The organism is Streptococcus sp. SC1 (assembly GCF_030272855.1).
Taxonomy (GTDB): Bacteria; Bacillota; Bacilli; order Lactobacillales; family Streptococcaceae; genus Streptococcus.
The window spans coordinates 463,588-481,557 of record NZ_JAQCMU010000002.1; the positions used below are offsets into that span (position 1 = coordinate 463,588).

Below are 17,970 nucleotides of genomic sequence, written 5' to 3' on the forward strand. Positions count from 1 at the left end.
AAAGCTAAAAATAAACCAAGTGTAAAAGCCAAAGTATAGCCAGCAACATTCAAAAAGATTTTATTTTGAAAGCATTTTTTTATTTTTATCACTATCTTCTGCACCTACTTTTCCTCCGGAACTTTTACTTGACGAAGCTGCCCATCGATAAGGACATATATAATCCGACCAGACTTGATCATTTCATCGTGATTCAAGCTAGGCATATCAGTTGTCTCAAACTGTAATGAATCAAGAAGCTGATGACCATTTTGTACTAATATTTTGGTCTTGCCTGCTGCAAGATTACTGCTGGTCCCAGTCTGATTCACTGTCATCTGCCCTTCTTCAAGACTAAATATAGAGAAAATTTTGTACAAGATCCCTTGATCCACAATTCCCTTAACGATATTCAAATCAGATTCATGTACATTGTTATTTGCTTTATATTGAAGCCAAGTGATATAACGTGTCTCTCTCGGTCTATTGATTTTAGACTCCTCAATCATCTTGCTGTAATCACTTACAGGTTTTATACCTAATTTATAAGACGTGGCTGTGTCGATACTGACTTGATCAAACCGCACATCTCTTATATAGGAATAATTGGAGTTGATAAAGCTTAGACTATCTATATGGTCTTCTAGGTCAAAATTTTGGAGGTAAACAGGTCCTTTTTTGAAATCAACGGTGACTATTTTCCCAGTATTGATATCTAAACCGATAGGAATCATTCCTTCTACCGCATTAAGCTTGCCTTCTTCTTTTACCCTATCCATGAAAAAATCATATGAAAGGGGAGTCGATAAATCTTTTGTCTGTTTTAAAGCTCGGTCTGCCTCGTAATCTTGTTTCTGTTGGGCAGACCAAAAGGGAGCTTCACCTGGATAATTGAAAAGATTAGCAAAGTTTGAAACTTGTTGAGTTAGATCTTCTTTATATTGAAACTGTGGATAGATCGTAAAACTACCTTTTTTAGCCATTTCAAAAATATGGGGATATTCTTGGTAGAGATTGATGAGTTCTCCTCCCTGATATGGTCGCATTGTGATGGTATCATTACTAGCAATAACGAAGCTCAGGTTCTTCAAGCGCTCTGCAAAGACAGGATTGGCTCTGACAACCGATAATTCTCTATTAGTCCTGCTAGTAATCTTTTCCTCAGATGAAGAGCCTATAAGGCGAGTAATGCGACTTTCTAAGGTCTGTAAATCAATGATCAGTGAGAAAGTTCTCGCATCCCCATTGATTTCTTCCAGTCCTATTTCTAAATAAGGAGCCTTGGTTGGTGAGTCAAAGGCATCTATTTTCGCCGTACTGATGATCTTATATTTCTTCTTTTCTTTGAGAAGGATATCTTTTACATCAATCTTTCTCAGTGACTGAATCCCTTCATCCTCTTTGTAAATATCAATTTGATAAAAATACTCTGACTTTTCTTTATCATAAAATGCTTGTCCTTCAGAAGGATCCTGAGTTTTAGGAATGCGATAATTCTGAGCAATAATGTAGCCTTCCTTCTGCTGGACATCACCAAACATATCAATGGCCAAAGCAAAATTTCCGATTTTTTGAAAATCTCTTACTTGCCCATAGGCGATTTGATATTTGGACTGGCTCAGTCTAGCATCTTCCTCATTCCTGGCTGTAAGATGAGGGACAAGAGATTGATAGTAGACATGATATGTCACAAAAGCGAATAGAAAGAAACTCGATATTTTCAAGAGTTTTTTGAGACGTGTTTGATTCATATTTTTCCCTTATAAAACTATAATAATACCATTTTATCATACTTTTCTTTTGCTTATAGCAGGAAGTTTACAAAAAATGATATAATAGTCCATAATCTATCTAAAAGGAGAATAGGATGAAGAAGCTAGAGAATTTCTCTTGGCAAATGTGGCAGATTTATGCTTTAGCAACACTGGTCATTTTTCTTATCGCTGGTGCTTGTTCTTTCTTTTTCACAAAAGAAGCTGCTTATGTGGTCAAAGAACGAAATTATGCCTATAAAGGAAAGAATCAGCGTTTAACTGATTATACGGCTATTGGTGAGACCGAACCAGAATTCCCTATGATTGCTCTTTCTTTTAAAGAGAGCGACGAGTGAAGCCCGTATGATTTTGCTGTTGGACGGAAATTTTTAGCATTTCAGGATTCAAAGCAGTATGTGGGAACACTGAAAGCAAAGGACAAGGAAGAATACTTCCGAATTCGTTATTACAAACTGGGACAAGAAAAAGGAGAAGGGCAAACGATTGATGTCTTGAAACTTGTTCAAGATATGGGCTATGTCACCATAGAAGGCAAGATGGATAATCTTATGTATTCTGATGGAAAAGATGAATATGTCAAAATCCAGATAAAAGACAATGATGAAATCTATGTAAACCTAACCAGTAAAAAAGCTACAAAAAAACATCCCAAAGAGGCGATTCATTTCGGATATGGAGGGCTCTATCGAGTACTTTCAAGTCCATCATTTATTACAGGGATATATAAGGATGATAGCGAAAATGTAACTACGGATTGGCCCACTTTGTTTAGTTACAAAAAGAACGATTACCAATCACGTTTAACGGATAGTGATAGCAAACCAGAGGATAGCCTGACACTTTCAATATTAAAAGAATACGGCTTTATAGTAGTTTTAAAAGAAAACATGCCCCTCAACGATAGCATCACCCTAACAAAAATGTTTTTCCCCGATGCCGGCTCTTTTTACTGGAGTATTGGCATGGAGTATACAAAGAGTGGCAAAAAAGAAATAATCCGTACGGAAGAGGAGTTCAATCAAGTCATTAAGGAGGAAGCCATTGAAAAAGATTTTAAAGATTGATACGGACAAGAGAAAAAGTTTTATGGTACTTGTATGTTTTCTAGTGGTCTCAGCTTTATTCTTCTATCGAAATCTAGAAGCTCATCTCAAAGGCTTTTACGCCAATCGTAATTTTCTTGGAGAGGTTAAGATAACTGGCTTTTCCTGGGCTGACAAAATTTGGGGCATAGATGTCAATTATACCTATACTGAAAACATTAAGGACAAAACCATCTCTGTTCCTGTAAAAAAATCGGTCCGCTTCAAACAATTAGTCATGCCTTATTACGACAAGATGGATGTAGACAAGTGGAGGGACCCTATATCTGCGTTAGGGGTGACTTATGATGAATCTATCAGAGTATATGCGCCAATTCTTGAAAAAGCTTTAGAAATTAACCCTGAGCGAGCTAAATTGGAAGAGTCTCTGACGAGAAAGTTAAATCAGGCTTCACACCTAAAAGGGGGAACTGTTAAGCTGAGAAGCACTCTATCTGACAAAAATAGGTTTATTAAAGGTATAGTTTGGTATAGCGATCGTGTGGAAGATGCTGTTAGCAATGACCATTCTATTCTTGAAGAATTGTACGATTTGCCTTTAAATGATGCCTTGTCACATAATGCAGTCTATGTTCAAATTATCTTACCAGAAGAAAAATACAAGGAACATTTTTATCTAAGAGATCAAATCCAGCAGTTGCTAGGACAATTAAGCTTACCTGATGGAACCTATGTATTAGGAACGATTGATGAGCAAATCGATTATTATGTTGAGGTTAAGCAAGGAAAAATTATAGAAGGGAGATAGATATGTCAGACAATAAAGAGAGAAGGAAAGCAGGTTTCTCTTGGTAAATTGGATTATTGATTGTATTTTATCTGGTCATCCTTGGCCTACCCTTTTTAAACGATCAATCACTTTCAATTTATCTTTTTCAAAACGAGGATTCTATCTTTTGGGGAAGTAATTTTAGAAATTTAATTGGTTCCTATTTTTTAACTTGTTTTACCTTATTTGCCATTTTGCCTGCTCTAGCTATTTTATTCAAATTCATTTTGAAAAAGAGAGGCTATCCTTTTATAGCAAGCCTACAATCCTTCCTAGTATTCATAGCTAGTTTTATATTCATGATGTACGCCCTGTTTTCCATCACTATTCAAAAGGATATTTATAGGCTAGATTGGGGCGTTTACTCTTGTCAAATCATTTTTCTAATTTATATTTTTAATGATTTGCGCTTTCTGAGAGCTAGAATTAAAAGTAAAACAGTGAATTGATAACAAGAGAGTGGGACAAAAGTCCTAGCCTCTCAATTGTCTTTAGATTATCGAGCAAGACGCAGTGGTTGAGTGGACTCTACTACGCTGATTTCATCAGCTTTTACAGCCCTACTCAACTGTGCGGAGGTGGGACGACGAAATCGAATTCTAACGAATTATCGATTTCTGTCCCACTCTCTTTTAAATTTCCTTACGAGCTATAACGTGCATTCAGAAGCATAGTAAATTTTACTTTCTTTTTTAGCTATTACGAATCAAGCCAAGTCCACTCGGATTTGGCTTTTTGAGTATGCAAAAAGATCTACCCAAATGGATAGATCTTTGTTTTCTTACAACTTACCAGCTACTGCATCCAAGAGTTCTTGGATTTTCGCTTGGTTGCTTCCTCCTGCCATGGCCATGTCTGGTTTACCACCACCACGTCCATCGACGATTGGAGCCAATTCTTTAACCAAGTTACCAGCATGGATGTCTTTGGTCTTGCTTGCAACAAGGATGTTGACTTTGTCACCAATAGCTGCGACTAGGACAAGAAGGTCAGAGTAGTCTTTTTGTTTCCAGTTATCCGCAAAGGTACGAAGGGCACCTGCGTCTGATACAGAAACTTGACTTGCAATGTAACGGTGACCGTTGACTTCCTTCACATCCTTGAAGACATCCCCAGCGGCTGCAGCGGCTGCTTTTTCTTTCAATTCTGTATTTTCTTTTTGCAATTGACGAAGTTGCTCTTGAAGTCCTTCAACCTTATGAGGTACTTCCTTAAGTTGAGGTGCTTTCAAGGTCGCTGCTACTGCTTTCAGAGCGTCTTCTTGTTCGCGGTAGGCTTCAAAGGCTTCCTTGCCAGTCACGGCCAAGATACGGCGAGTTCCTGAGCCAATCCCTTCTTCCTTGACGATCTTGAAGAGGCCAATCTCAGAAGTATTACCAACGTGGGTACCACCACAGAGTTCTACTGAGTATTCTCCAATGGTAACGACACGAACTTCCTTACCGTATTTCTCACCAAAGAGGGCCATAGCTCCCATTTCTTTAGCGGTGTCAATATCTGTCTCAACAGTTTCCACTGCGATTGCTTCCCAGATTTTCTCATTGACTTGTTGTTCAATGGCGCGCAATTCTTCAGGAGTTACTGCTTGGAAGTGCGTAAAGTCAAAGCGAAGGAATTCGACTTCGTTCAGAGATCCTGCTTGGGTTGCGTGACTGCCAAGGATATTGTGAAGAGCCGCATGGAGCAAGTGAGTTGCTGTGTGGTTTTTCATGACACGATGACGACGGTTGGTGTCGATAGCCAAAGTGTATTCTTGGTTCAAAGCAAGTGGAGCAAGAACCTCCACTGTGTGCAGTGGTTGTCCGTTTGGTGCTTTTTGAACATCTGTCACGGTAGCCACGACATTTCCTTCAGCATCCAAGATTTGACCGTGGTCAGCTACCTGTCCACCCATCTCAGCGTAGAATGGAGTCTCTGCAAAGATGAGAGAGGCAGTTCCTTCAGAGACAGCTTCTACTTCAGCATTGTCCGCTACGATAGCCACCAACTTAGAAGGCAATTGACTGGCATTGTAGTTAAAGACGCTCTCAACAGTGATGTTTTGAAGGGTTTCATTTTGCATGCCCATTGAGCCACCTTTGACAGCTGATGCACGTGCACGTTCTTGCTGTTCTTTCATGGCTGCTTCGAAGCCTTCACGGTCTACCGTCATACCCGCTTCTTCTGCGATTTCTTCTGTCAATTCCACTGGGAATCCGTAAGTATCATAGAGTTTGAAGACATCTTGACCAGCGATGACAGTTTGTCCTTTTTCTTTCAAGTCTGCTACAATGGTTTCTGCAAAATGTTGACCTGAGTGAAGCGTACGAGCAAATGACTCTTCCTCGCTCTTGACGATTTTCTCGATAAAATCACGTTTTTCAAGTACTTCTGGGTAGTAGCTTTCCATGATTTTTCCAACAGTTGGAACGAGTTTGTAAAGGAAAGGCTCATTGATACCCAATTTTTGACCGTGCATAGAAGCACGACGGAGAAGACGACGAAGGACATAGCCACGACCTTCATTTCCAGGAAGAGCACCATCACCGATAGCGAATGAAAGGGAACGGATATGATCCGCAATAACCTTGAAGCTCATGTTATCGCCATCTTGGTCGTAGACCTTACCAGACAACTTCTCAACTTCACGAATGATCGGCATGAAGAGGTCTGTTTCAAAGTTGGTCTTAGCCCCTTGAATAACCGCCACCAAACGCTCCAAACCAGCGCCCGTATCAATGTTCTTATGTGGCAATTCCTTGTACTCGCTACGAGGAACAGCAGGATCGGCGTTAAATTGTGACAAAACGATATTCCAAATTTCGATATAACGGTCGTTTTCGATATCTTCTGCAAGCAGGCGAAGACCGATATTTTCTGGGTCAAAGGCTTCTCCACGGTCAAAGAAAATCTCTGTATCTGGTCCAGAAGGTCCAGCACCGATTTCCCAGAAGTTGTCTTCAATTGGAATCAAGTGACTTGGATCCACTCCCACTTCAATCCAGCGGTTGTAAGAATCTTTATCGTCTGGATAGTAGGTCATGTAGAGTTTTTCAGCTGGGAAGTCAAACCACTCAGGGCTTGTCAAGAGTTCATAAGCCCAAGTAATAGCTTCATCACGAAAGTAATCCCCGATAGAAAAGTTCCCCAACATTTCAAACATGGTATGGTGACGAGCAGTTTTTCCTACATTTTCGATATCGTTGGTACGGATAGCCTTTTGCGCATTGGTAATGCGTGGATTTTCAGGAATAATGGTCCCGTCAAAATATTTCTTAAGAGTGGCTACCCCAGAGTTGATCCATAAAAGAGTTGGGTCGTTTACTGGAACCAAGCTAACTGATGGTTCTACAGAGTGGCCTTTGCTTGCCCAGAAATCCAGCCACATTTGGCGAATTTGAGCACTTGACATTTGTTTCATTTTATTTTTCTCCTTAAATCTTTTTAATGTTTTTTATGATGAACTTTCCAGCATTTCCACATAGTCAATGGCGACACAGAGGGAAATGACTAGATCTGAGTAAGCCTCATCATAGACACTCACCTGATAAGTGGAGGTCAGATGGAAAAGTTCCTTGGTGATCTCTGCCACGACTTGATCGCGATTATCTAGTAATTTAAAATTTAAATCCCAGATATTGCCCTCGATACGAAGGCCTAAATCATCAAACTCATACTTATCACGGAAGAAGGTCAGTTTCTTGCGAATATAAAAGCTTGTCCCATCACTGAGCTTGATTTCAAACCGAGGCAAAAATGTTAGAAAGATTTTGCTGATCTGGCTAACTGTCTGTCCTTGGGCATCATAGATGGTGAAACTCTTCGGAATCTGGAAAAATGATCCTTCTACTTGGTAATCTATGTTACCTCGATCGTCCTTGATATCAAAGCGTTCGCCACCTAAGCGAAATTTCTGTTTGACAAGATAGGTTTTCATCGCTTTACCTCCATAGTCAAGATAAAAGACAAGCTCTTTGTCTGAAGGGCGAAAAACCGCGGTACCACCTTCATTCAATGAACTTGTCATTCTCATTAGCTATTTAGTTTGAAACATGAGTAGCATGAATTTTCCTCTCACATGGCTCGCAGCACCGCCAATTCTCTGAGCTGAGATCTAGAAAATTAATTCTCAATAGTTTTATTATACTGACTTCTTGGCTTTTCGTCAAGCTTATTCTGCTGCAGGAGCTGGGTTTTCTTCAGTATGAGCAGCTTCTGACTTGCTTTCTTCTGAGCTTGAAGCCTCAGATTTTGCTTCTTCTGAGCTAGAAGATTGTGATTTCTTTTCTTCTGAACTAGAAGACTGAGACTTGCTTTCTTCTTTAGACGATGAGCTAGAAGTATCTCCTTCTACATATTGGGCAAAGACATTTTGGAAAGCTGGATCCTTCACTTTCAGATTCGCTTCCTTCAATTCTTTAGAAATAACGGAACGAATAAAGCTTGCATCGTTTTGTTTTTGAGTCAGGATTCCCTCTTTTAGTTGCTTCTTATAATCTGTCCATTTTGCAGATTTTTGAGTTTTCTTCACCAATTTAACAATGTAGTAACTTGCTGAATAGTTCTGCTTACCTCGTACAGTGATCACATCAGAAACGCCATTTTCTTCCAAAGCAAAAGTAGCTTTTTTAACGGCATCCGCAACTGTTGTTGAGGTTGAATCAAATTTCACCTCGCCGCCCTTATCTTTGGTGTCCTTGTCGGTTGAGTTTTCCTTGGCTAACTGACCAAAGTCTGCTCCCTCAGCCTTGGCTTTTTCAAGCACTTCCTTAGCCTTTTCTTCACTGTCCACCTTGATAATTTGAGCCGTTACTTCTGGTGTATACGTTTCAAAGAAAGCCTTGTAGTTGTCATCTGTCAACTCTTTTTCAGCTGCTTTCTTAACAGCGTATTCAACTAATTTATTTGCGCGGATCTGGTCTCTGTATGCATCTTCCGTCATTCCGCTTTGAGCAAGAACATTTTGGAAGGCAGAACCATAAGCGGATTTCATTTTTTCAAAGGCTTCTTCAACCTCTTTATCCGTCACTTTTTTGCCATACTTTTCTTCAAAAACTTGCTTAATTGCCATTTGAAGCAAGACTTGTTGAGAGGATCCATTATTTTTTACTTGATCGTAAAATTCACTTACTGTGATTGTCTCACCTTTCATTGTCACAATATCTTTATCTTTTGCTGTTTGTGAACATGCTGCTAAAGCCACTACAGAAAAGAGAGTTACTGCTCCTGTAAGGATTTTTTTCTTCATTGTTTTATCTACTCCTTCAATAAATTCACTTTGTCTATTGTACCACAAATCCAACTTGATATCTTAATTTTTCCTAAAAATTTTTGGAAATCAAGAAAAAAGTGAAGGGATTATTTTTTTCTAATCATAAGCAGTCCATCTCCTAAGGGAAGCAAACTAGCAGTCAAATCTGGACTATCCAAAGTTGCGTCAAACAGGCTATGCAGTCCTCGGTAAATAGCTCGTTGACCGCGCTTAATGTCCTCAAAAGGCTTGGCAACATCACCGCCTTGGAAGACATCATCAATGAGGACCAGACCACCAGGATTGAGGCGCTTGAGGACTTGGGGAAGAAAGACCACATACTTGGACTTAGCAGAATCCATAAAGACAAGGTCGTAGGAATCCTCCAGTGTCTCAAGCAGATCCACCGCATCACCTTCCAGCAGAGTGATCTGCTGACGGCTGTCATACTTGGCGAAATTAGCCTTGGCCAGCTCAATCATCTCTGGATTGCGGTCAATAGTCGTAATCTGAGCCAGAGGCGCATGTTCCGCCATCAAAAGGGCCGAAAAACCGATAGCCGTCCCGATTTCTAAAATCTTCTCTGGCTGCAGGCTTTCGAGTAGCAGGCGGAAATAAGCCACTGTCTCATGGGGAATCACGGGTACATTTTCAGCTCTGGCAAAATCCTCCAGCTCCTTGAGCCCACCAGCGACCGGCTGGAGACGCTGCCTCATAAAGTCTACGACCTCTTCTTTGACCACTGGCCGACGCATATTGGGATTAGAGTTTTGATTATAAGTCTCGACCATCTTATGCCAGTCCTAACTTTTCTACCAAGGCTTCGAATTCGTCCAAGCGACGCTCAAAGACAGCAAAAGCAGCATTTAGGTAGTCTTCTTTTTCCATATCTACACCTGCTTTTCTGATGACATTGAGCGGATAGTCAGAGTTCCCGGCTTTGAGATAGTCCAGATACTTGTCCTTGTCTTCCTGACTGCCATAGACAATCTTTTCAGCCAAGGCAGAAGCGGCTGCAAAGCCTGTAGAATATTGGAAAACATAGTAATCATAGTAGAAATGCGGAATCCGAGCCCATTCGTACTGAATCTGTGGATTGTCTTCTTTTTTCAGACCATAGTATTTTTCGTTCAAGTCAGCGTAGAGTTCATTGAGAAACTCGCTAGTCAAAACTTGTCCTTCTTGGTCGGCCTTGTGGATCGCATGCTCAAATTCAGCAAACTGGGTTTGACGGAAGACCGTACCTCTAAAGCCATCCAAGAAGTGATTGAGGATAGCAAAGCGGGTAGCATCGTCTTCTACTTCTTCCAAGAGCTTCTCTGTCAGGATGTTTTCATTGGTTGTCGAAGCAATCTCAGCTAGGAAGATAGAGTAGTCCCCGTAAACATAAGGCTGGGTCTCACGAGTATAACTTGAGTGCATACTGTGGCCTGTCTCGTGCACCAAGGTAAAGAGATTATCTAGTGTATCCTGCCAGTTGAGCAACATAAAGGCATTGGTATCATAAGAACCCCCTGAGTATGCACCTGAGCGCTTGCCTTGATTTTCATGAACATCAATCCAGCGCTCTGAAAAAGCCGTCTTCACTCGACTCAAATAATCCTCACCCAGAATTGCCAGAACTTCCTCAGACTTAGCCAAGGCTTCCTCATAAGTAAACTTGTAGTCTGTCTCTGACAAAGGTGTGTACATATCATACATCTTCAAATCAGAAATGCCTAGAATCTTCGCTCGTAAAGCGATATAACGCTGCAAAAGAGGCAAATGCTTATTGACAGCTGAAACTAGGCTATCGTATACACTTTCTGGAATAAAGTCCGCTGACAAGGCTGCTTCGCGGGCAGATGAGAACTTGCGGACTTTCGCATTGTAATTGTGTACCTTGACATTGGTCTGCAGAGTCTTGGCATAGGTATGCTGGTACTGCTCGTATACGCTGTAGAGAGCCTCGTAAGCTTCCTTACGGACTTCTCGGTTCTTAGACTCGACCAGGGTGATATAGTTACCGTGGCTGAGCTGAACTTCATTTCCATCTTCGTCATGCACCATCGGAAAGACAATATCCGCATTATCCAAGATAGCAAAGGTTTCGCCCGCTGCCCCAAAGATTTCACCAGCACCAGCCAGTAGCTCCTCTTCACGCTGTGTCAGAATGTGGGCTTTCTTTTTCAAAAGCTTGTCAAAATAATGCTGATACAGCTGCAAGGCTGGCTGCTCAGCCAAGAAAGCTTGGTACTGCTCTTCTGTAATCGCCATAAATTCGGGCTCGTAGAAGGCAAAGCTTTGTCCAAAATCGCTGTAAAGAGTCATGCCTTTAGCCTGATACTCTTGGTACTTAGCCACACGTGTATCCTGGTCATTCTTCATATGAGCATAAGAATAAAGCTTTTCAATACGGCGCATCAAGTCCAACTGGATTTTCGTCGTTGTCAAAAGACTGTCAGCCGAATCCAGCAAATGCCCAGCCAGACCAGCTGCTTTCTTCACTTCTTCTGAAACCTGTGCCAACTCCGCTTCAAAGGCTTCATCTGTTGGGAAAATAGTAGTCAAATCCCAAGTATATTTTTCTTCAATTTCATTTCTTTGTTTTGCCATAGAAATTTCCTCCATCTTTTCTATTTTATCATAAAAGCTGGGGAAATCCTCGCATAAAATACTGGTGGATAGATAATTTGAAGCTGCTTATTTTTTTCAGCCTGATAATAGCGATGAAAGTGCTGGTAATAGGGCGTTAAGTCTCTTGTTATTTGGCAAAAGGAACTGGCTTGGACAGGCCGAACCTGCGGATAGAAATCCTCGGCCGACTTGGTTAAAAGATTGTCTCCTTTTTGATAGAGCTGGGCTTGGAGCTTCATCCAACGAGGTTGCTGATAATAAAGCTGCTGACGAACATAGTGACAAATCTCTGGGTCCTGCCGAGCCAGATAACTCTCTAGCTCCTGCTTCTGAAAGGGGCTGCGCAAGACGGATAACAGGCAGCCTTGGCCAAAAGGAAAGGATTTGACTTTGTACTGAGCTCGTCCATGCAAGTCTTCGTGAATGAGATATTTAAGCCGAAGCACCTGCTTTTTCTCATCCAATTCCCAAAGATGAAAGCCCATATTTTGACTAAAATAAAGAAAATCCTTTTGCAGTTTCGTCAGCGACTGTTTTAACCATAATTTCTTGCCCAAGAGCCAGAGGACCTGATAACCATGCTGGCGGTAGGATAGCGTCCTTTCCTCAAGTCGTTCCTGACTAAGAGGACTGCATTGAACCTCCAGCGCTATACGACCGTCCAACAAAAGGTCAGCAATCTGCCTTATCTCAGGCAAAAAGGTCTCCACCTGAATCTCTTGACTTTGCTTCCCCCAGCTATAAAGGCCAGCTTTCAAGTTCAAATGCTCCGCACTTTCATTTTCTGCATAAAACGAACAATTTTCAAGAGAAATATGAGCAAAATGCGGTCGCATGACCCTTCCTTTTTTGAAGCGGACCGCTCCCGAACAGGCCGGACAAAAGAGTTGTTCGCCTAGGGACGGCTGATTTTCCATCGCATTCAGCAAAATCCCCTCTTCATTTTTCGCAAGCAACATGAGCATCCCCCTCTCAATATAATGTCTTTTATATTTTTATTCGTAATTAAAACACCAAAGAGAGGGATTGTGAAATGAACGAAGTATTATTTATTCTCTCACTTATGTAATCTCCCCAAACAAAAACGAGCTGAAAAAATTCCAGACTCGTTTTTTCTTATCCAAATAGATTCTGATTCTTTTTTTCAGGAACTTTCAAAAAGAGAGCAAGCAAGAGCACTAGACCTATAATGGCTGCCAACATGAAATTCATACTACCATAGCCAAAACCATCTAAGATAGACCCTGACATATTCTGGATGAAAATTGTTCCTAGATTTCTCCCTGTCTGTAGTAACGCAAAAGCGGTCACCAAATATTTTTCATCCACCAAATTTGCTACGATGCGCAGACTAAGCATAGTCAGTACCATGCCAGAAGCATGCTTGGAAAGCAGGGTCACTGCAATTTTCGAACCCAAGCCAAAGTTTAAAGCATAAACCGCATACTGAAGAAGCATCATGCCTAAGCAGATATAGAGCAACTTTTTGACAGCTATCTTATCCATGAAAAGATAGGAATAAAAGATCAAGGGCGCCTCGCACAGCACAGAAACTGCGACAACAGTCGTTGCCCAATCAACACTTAAGCCACTGGATTCTAGCATGGAAGGAATATAGGTATGTCCTGTATTGCCCACACCAGAGTAAAGGGCAACAAGGAAAAGATAAAAAAGATAGGTTCTGTTTTTAAGAATGGCTGAAAAGAGCGAATGGCCTTTTTTTTCAGTCTTTTTAGTCAACCTATCCCGCTTAGGATTCATACCAAGAACCCCTATAATACTCAGCAACATAGTCCCAATAAAGACCAGATAGATCGCTTGAGGAGAAATATTCTTATAAATCAAACCCGCCAGCTGTGAACCGACGGCATAACCGATTGTTCCCCAAATTCGGATTTTCCCATATTTATAAGGACTTTGGGTTGCTAGTACATCCATCACAGTGCCCACCCCATTGATGAGCATCAAGACAAAACTATACCAGATGGCTAAGAGCCATAGATTATCGGCCTCCATAAAAAAGATGTCTCCTAGGATAATCAGGAAAAAACTGATAAGCGAAACCCTCTTGATGCCAAGCGTATCAGTTAACAGCCCCATGATTGGCTGAGCCAGCATGGAAGAAAAGAAAGAAGCTGATACGACGATAGATACTTGACCAGCCGTGTACCCCTTATCCAGCATATAAACGGATATCAAGGTCGAAAACAATGAATTGGACAGAAAATAAAAATTATACATCAAAAAATAAGCCAAATAGCTATTAGAAAACTTTTTCCCCATCATCAAAACCTCTCCAAAAATAGAATAGAGAGTGGGACAGAAATCGGTAATTCGTTAGAATTCGATTTCGTCGTCCCACCTCCGCACAGTTGAGTAGGGCTGTAAAAGCTGATGAAATCAGCGTAGTAGAGCCCACTCAACCACTGCGTCTTGCTCGACAATCCAAAGACAATTGAGAGGCTAGGACTTTTGTCCCAGCCTCTATCTCAGCTTGCAAGCTAAATGCAATCATTTATTTATTTTTTCTAGCTCTTGCTTTAGCTTTTCTTGATTTCCGATTCTCGATATAGAAAATCAGGACAATAATGACAATTGGCAAGGCAATTAACCAGCGGTTGCTCAGCAAGTCACTATACCAAGTTTTATTATTTTCTTTCTGAGTGACTTCTTCTTTGGCAGACTGGGTAACAGAAGCATCTACTTCCTCCACTTTCATCTCATCAGAGATCTTTGGAGAGAGCGTGTATAGATCATTTCCGGCCTTCAAGACACCATTCTCAACTACAGGCTTTGCCTTCGCGTCTTTTTTGATTGTTGCATAAAAATCTTCGGGCAGATTGTAAGTTTTTCCATTAATCTCCTGCTTCCCTTTAGAGAACAGTTTCTTGTACTCGTAGTCAGCATAAGATTTTTCAATCAAGGCATTTCCAAATGGATGGCGGTAATATTCACCATCTTGGTCAGACCAGTCGCCAACTCCCATGATAACGCCAATCACACGCTGGTTTCCGCGCTTGACAGTTGCAATGTAGTTGAAAGCACCGTTCGGACTTGAGCCTGTCTTCAGACCATCTACTCCCTCTAAAGCATAGCGAGCACCTGGCAGAGAGTAATTATAAGTCTCAAATGTTTCTTCATAAGGCGTCCCAGCCTTGACAGTCACCTTAGCCTGATTGGTATAGTTTAAAATATCTGGATAGTTCTTTACAAAATTATAAACTAAAATCCCTAAATCACGCGCAGTTGTTTGGTTGCTAGCGTAGATATTATATCTCTGAGGAGTATAGTAACCTTTGAAGGAAACTGCCGCAGCACCACTGGCATTAAACCATTTGGTGTTGGTCATGCCTAGTTCCTGCGCTTTGGCGTTCATCTTGTCCAAGAAAGCATCGGGATCGTTATCTGACAGGTAATTTGCCAGCATCACTGTTGTTGCGTTAGAAGAGGGTACAACTGTCATGGTAATCAGCTCAGAAACAGTATAATTGACTCCAGCCACGATTTTATTATTGGAAATTTCATAAATTCCCGCAACAGCCTGATCTTGCGGTGTCGCCTTAATCACCGTATCTAAACTGAGTTTTCCCTCTTTAATGGCTTCAAAAACCAAGTACAAGGTCATGATCTTACTCATGCTGGCTGGATCGCGAACCTCATCAATGTTATCCTGCCACAGTATATCGCCCGTATTTCCGTCAATCATCAAAGATGACTTAGGGCGATTGATTGCTTGTACATTTTCATTGGGATACATTTTTCGTGCCATATCTACCAATTCATCTGCCGCAGCAGAAAGCGGTGATAGAAAGGCAGACAAAATCAATCCAAACACCAAAAACTTCTTCTTCACATTTATCCTCCAAAAAAATCATTCCTAACTAGTATATCATATTTTTAATCAGGTTTTTGATAAATATAAAAAATCCCACCTAAAAATTAGATAGGAAATAGATTGTTAAGCTTCTAATAAACTTAGAGCTTCTTTGTCTGCAATAATCACGACATCTTCATGGCCTTGAAGGGCGCCAGCTGGCACAGCTTCTGTTACCTCTCCTCGGACTGTTCCTGCAATGGCTTGAGCTTTAGAAGCGCCATAGGCAAAGAGGATGATTGATTTTGCATCTAAGATATTCCGAATTCCCATTGAAATGGCTTGAGTCGGTACGTCCTCTATCTTATCAAAGAAGCGAGCGTTTGCTTGGATAGTTGACTGCTCCAAATCGACAATATGGACAGTGCTATCAAAACTAGTTCCAGGCTCATTAAAGCCAATATGACCATTGGTCCCAATTCCCAAAATTTGCAAATCTACTGGATGATCAGCCAAGACTTGATTGTAGCGTTTCACTTCTGCTTCCACATCTTCTGCTGCACCGTTTGGCAAAAAGCTTTCTTTGAAAGGCTTTTTATTAAATAGCTGCTCATTCATAAAGTAACGGTAAGATTGGGGATTATCTTCTGAAAGTCCCACATACTCATCCAAGTTTACACTGGTCAGCTCTGACAAATCTAGGTCACTGGCAATAATTTGCTTGTAAAACTCAATCGGGCTACTTCCTGTTGCTAACCCCAATGTTTTGGCCCCCTGAGCCAACTTTTCTTTCAAGATTTCTAAAGCTACTTTTGCGCCTTCTACTTGATTCTCAACACGAATAACTTTCATTCTGTTCTCCTATTTTTCTTGATTGATTCCTTATTTTATTATATGGTATAGACCAATTTTTGTCAAGTAGATTCTACTTAATTTTTTCAAATTTTACTGAGAGACTTAGCGTCAAATCATGGTATAATAAAAGCATGCTATTACCAATGATTATAATTTTTTTACTCGGAATTGCCCTTTTTACCACTGGGCTTTTCTTAAAAAAACATCTAGGTTGGCAACTAATTTTTTTATGCTTGGGAATTTTCTTTATCAGTATTCCCTTTTTACTTGCCGCCTACTATATTTGGATCATGAGAACTATTTAAGGAGATAGAATGAATACTGCTGATTTTGATTTTCACTTGCCGGAAGAACTGATTGCTCAAACCCCTCTGGAGAAGCGAGACTCTTCTCGCCTGCTCATTGTAGATCGGGAAACTGGCCAGTTTAGTGACCAACATTTTGACAATATTATTGACCAACTTGAGCCAGGTGATGCCTTGGTTATGAATAATACCCGTGTCCTACCAGCCCGTCTTTATGGAACCAAACCTGAAACTGGCGGTCATGTAGAACTCCTACTCTTGAAAAATACCCAAGGAGACTCTTGGGAAGTCCTAGCTAAGCCAGCCAAACGACTCAGAGTCGGAACGCGTGTGTCATTCGGTGATGGCCGCTTGACTGCCACTGTTACAGAAGAGCTAGAACACGGCGGACGGATCGTTCGCTTTGATTATCAGGGTATTTTCCTAGAAGTTCTAGAAAGTTTGGGTGAAATGCCCCTGCCGCCCTATATCCACGAGAAGCTAGAAGACCGTGAACGCTACCAGACAGTCTATGCTAAAGAAAACGGCTCCGCCGCCGCTCCAACCGCTGGCCTCCATTTCACAGAGGAATTGCTGGATAAAATTGCGGCAAAAGGCGTTAAACTCGTCTACCTGACGCTGCATGTCGGGCTCGGAACCTTCCGCCCTGTATCAGTTGACAATCTGGAAGAGCATGAAATGCATTCCGAATTTTATAGCTTGTCTGAAGAAGCAGCCGAGACCCTGCGCCAAGTCAAGGCAAGCGGCCACCGCATCGTTGCTGTCGGTACCACTTCTATCCGAACACTGGAAACAATCGGCAGCAAATTCGATGGTCAAATCCAAGCAGACTCCGGCTGGACCAATATCTTTATCAAACCGGGCTATCAGTGGAAGATTGTCGATGCTTTTTCAACCAACTTCCACTTGCCAAAATCAACCCTTGTCATGCTGGTATCAGCTTTTGCTGGACGACAACTGACACTTGAAGCCTATGAGCATGCTATCGCTGAGCGCTACCGCTTCTTTAGCTTTGGTGACGCTATGTTTATCAAATAAATACAGGTGAATCTATGAATAAAATCGAAAGTAGGCATCGCCTCATTCGCTCCCTCATCATGGAAAAAAGAGTCCATACCCAGCAGGAACTCCAAGAACTACTGGAAGCAAATGGCGTCATTGTCACCCAGTCTACTCTCTCTCGTGACATGAAAACTCTCAATCTAGTCAAGGTGACCGAAAACGACAGATCTTACTATGTCATTAACAGTATCGCCCCTTCTCGTTGGGAGAAAAGGCTGCGCTTCTATATGGAAGATGCCCTCGTCATGCTCCGCCCCGTCCAGCATCAAGTCGTCATGAAAACTTTACCCGGACTAGCCCAATCTTTTGGTGCCATTTTAGATGCTCTAGAGTTGCCCCAGATTGTTGCTACTGTCTGTGGAGACGATGTCTGCCTAATCATCTGCGAAGATAATCAAGCTGCTATCGAATGCTTTGATAAACTCAAAGAATTTGCACCCCCATTTTTCTTTAGTAAATAAC

The 17,970-nt window shown here is 41.3% G+C and carries 15 protein-coding genes; 5 read left to right on the top strand and 10 right to left on the bottom strand.

All coding sequences use genetic code 11. The features are described 5' to 3' along the window. Positions 1–104: 104 nt before the first annotated feature. Positions 105–1,730 (bottom strand): hypothetical protein, encoded by a 1,626-nt coding sequence (locus PAN94_RS05150; RefSeq protein ID WP_285874972.1) that lies wholly within the window; start codon positions 1,728–1,730, stop codon positions 105–107. 116 nt (positions 1,731–1,846) lie between these two features. On the opposite strand from PAN94_RS05150, the gene PAN94_RS05155 reads away from it, so the two are divergent. Genes PAN94_RS05155 through PAN94_RS05165 form a run of 3 tightly spaced genes read left to right on the top strand, consistent with a single transcriptional unit; the run spans position 1,847 to position 3,605 of the window. After that, positions 1,847–2,089, top strand: coding sequence for a hypothetical protein (locus PAN94_RS05155; RefSeq protein WP_285874973.1), 243 nt, complete (start codon positions 1,847–1,849; stop codon positions 2,087–2,089). Between the two features lie 60 nt (positions 2,090–2,149). Then, positions 2,150–2,818, top strand: coding sequence for a hypothetical protein (locus PAN94_RS05160; protein WP_285874974.1), 669 nt, complete (start codon positions 2,150–2,152; stop codon positions 2,816–2,818). Further along, a complete protein-coding gene (locus PAN94_RS05165) occupies positions 2,796–3,605 on the top strand; it encodes a hypothetical protein (protein WP_285874975.1) in 810 nt (269 codons plus the stop codon). Before PAN94_RS05160 ends, PAN94_RS05165 begins: the two co-directional genes overlap by 23 nt. A gap of 802 nt (positions 3,606–4,407) precedes the next feature. On the opposite strand, the gene alaS is transcribed toward PAN94_RS05165, so the two are convergent. From alaS to PAN94_RS05210, 9 genes are all read right to left on the bottom strand, one after another. After that, the gene (alaS, locus tag PAN94_RS05170) at positions 4,408–7,026 is read right to left on the bottom strand and encodes an alanine--tRNA ligase (RefSeq protein ID WP_285874976.1); all 2,619 of its coding nucleotides are present in this window, start codon (positions 7,024–7,026) and stop codon (positions 4,408–4,410) included. 33 nt (positions 7,027–7,059) lie between these two features. After that, a complete protein-coding gene (locus tag PAN94_RS05175; RefSeq protein WP_285874977.1) occupies positions 7,060–7,638 on the bottom strand; it encodes an LURP-one-related/scramblase family protein in 579 nt (192 codons plus the stop codon). 138 nt (positions 7,639–7,776) lie between these two features. Beyond that, a complete protein-coding gene (gene prsA / locus PAN94_RS05180; protein WP_285874978.1) occupies positions 7,777–8,853 on the bottom strand; it encodes a peptidylprolyl isomerase PrsA in 1,077 nt (358 codons plus the stop codon). A gap of 110 nt (positions 8,854–8,963) precedes the next feature. Continuing rightward, entirely contained in the window at positions 8,964–9,647 is a 684-nt protein-coding gene (locus PAN94_RS05185) for an O-methyltransferase (RefSeq protein ID WP_223367987.1), read from the bottom strand. Between the two features lies 1 nt (position 9,648). After that, positions 9,649–11,451, bottom strand: a complete 1,803-nt coding sequence (pepF, locus tag PAN94_RS05190; protein ID WP_285874979.1) for an oligoendopeptidase F — start codon at positions 11,449–11,451, stop codon at positions 9,649–9,651. Between the two features lie 20 nt (positions 11,452–11,471). Then, positions 11,472–12,431 carry a competence protein CoiA gene (locus tag PAN94_RS05195; protein WP_285874980.1) on the bottom strand — a complete coding sequence of 320 codons (960 nt, stop codon included), beginning with the start codon at positions 12,429–12,431 and terminating at the stop codon, positions 11,472–11,474. 157 nt (positions 12,432–12,588) lie between these two features. Continuing rightward, on the bottom strand, positions 12,589–13,755 hold the full coding sequence (locus PAN94_RS05200; protein ID WP_285875010.1) for an MFS transporter: 1,167 nt from the start codon (positions 13,753–13,755) through the stop codon (positions 12,589–12,591). A gap of 232 nt (positions 13,756–13,987) precedes the next feature. Next, entirely contained in the window at positions 13,988–15,325 is a 1,338-nt protein-coding gene (locus PAN94_RS05205; RefSeq protein WP_398577040.1) for a D-alanyl-D-alanine carboxypeptidase, read from the bottom strand. Positions 15,326–15,430: 105 nt separating this feature from the next. Continuing rightward, the gene (locus tag PAN94_RS05210) at positions 15,431–16,138 is read right to left on the bottom strand and encodes a glucosamine-6-phosphate deaminase (RefSeq protein WP_223367754.1); all 708 of its coding nucleotides are present in this window, start codon (positions 16,136–16,138) and stop codon (positions 15,431–15,433) included. Between the two features lie 317 nt (positions 16,139–16,455). Here PAN94_RS05210 and queA point away from each other — a divergent pair, with 317 nt between their 5' ends. Next, complete coding sequence (gene queA, locus PAN94_RS05215; protein WP_285874982.1) at positions 16,456–17,484, top strand: tRNA preQ1(34) S-adenosylmethionine ribosyltransferase-isomerase QueA; 1,029 nt, start codon at positions 16,456–16,458, stop codon at positions 17,482–17,484. A 14-nt stretch (positions 17,485–17,498) separates the two neighbouring features. Next, positions 17,499–17,969, top strand: coding sequence for an arginine repressor (locus PAN94_RS05220; RefSeq protein ID WP_125382432.1), 471 nt, complete (start codon positions 17,499–17,501; stop codon positions 17,967–17,969). Position 17,970: the final 1 nt, after the last annotated feature.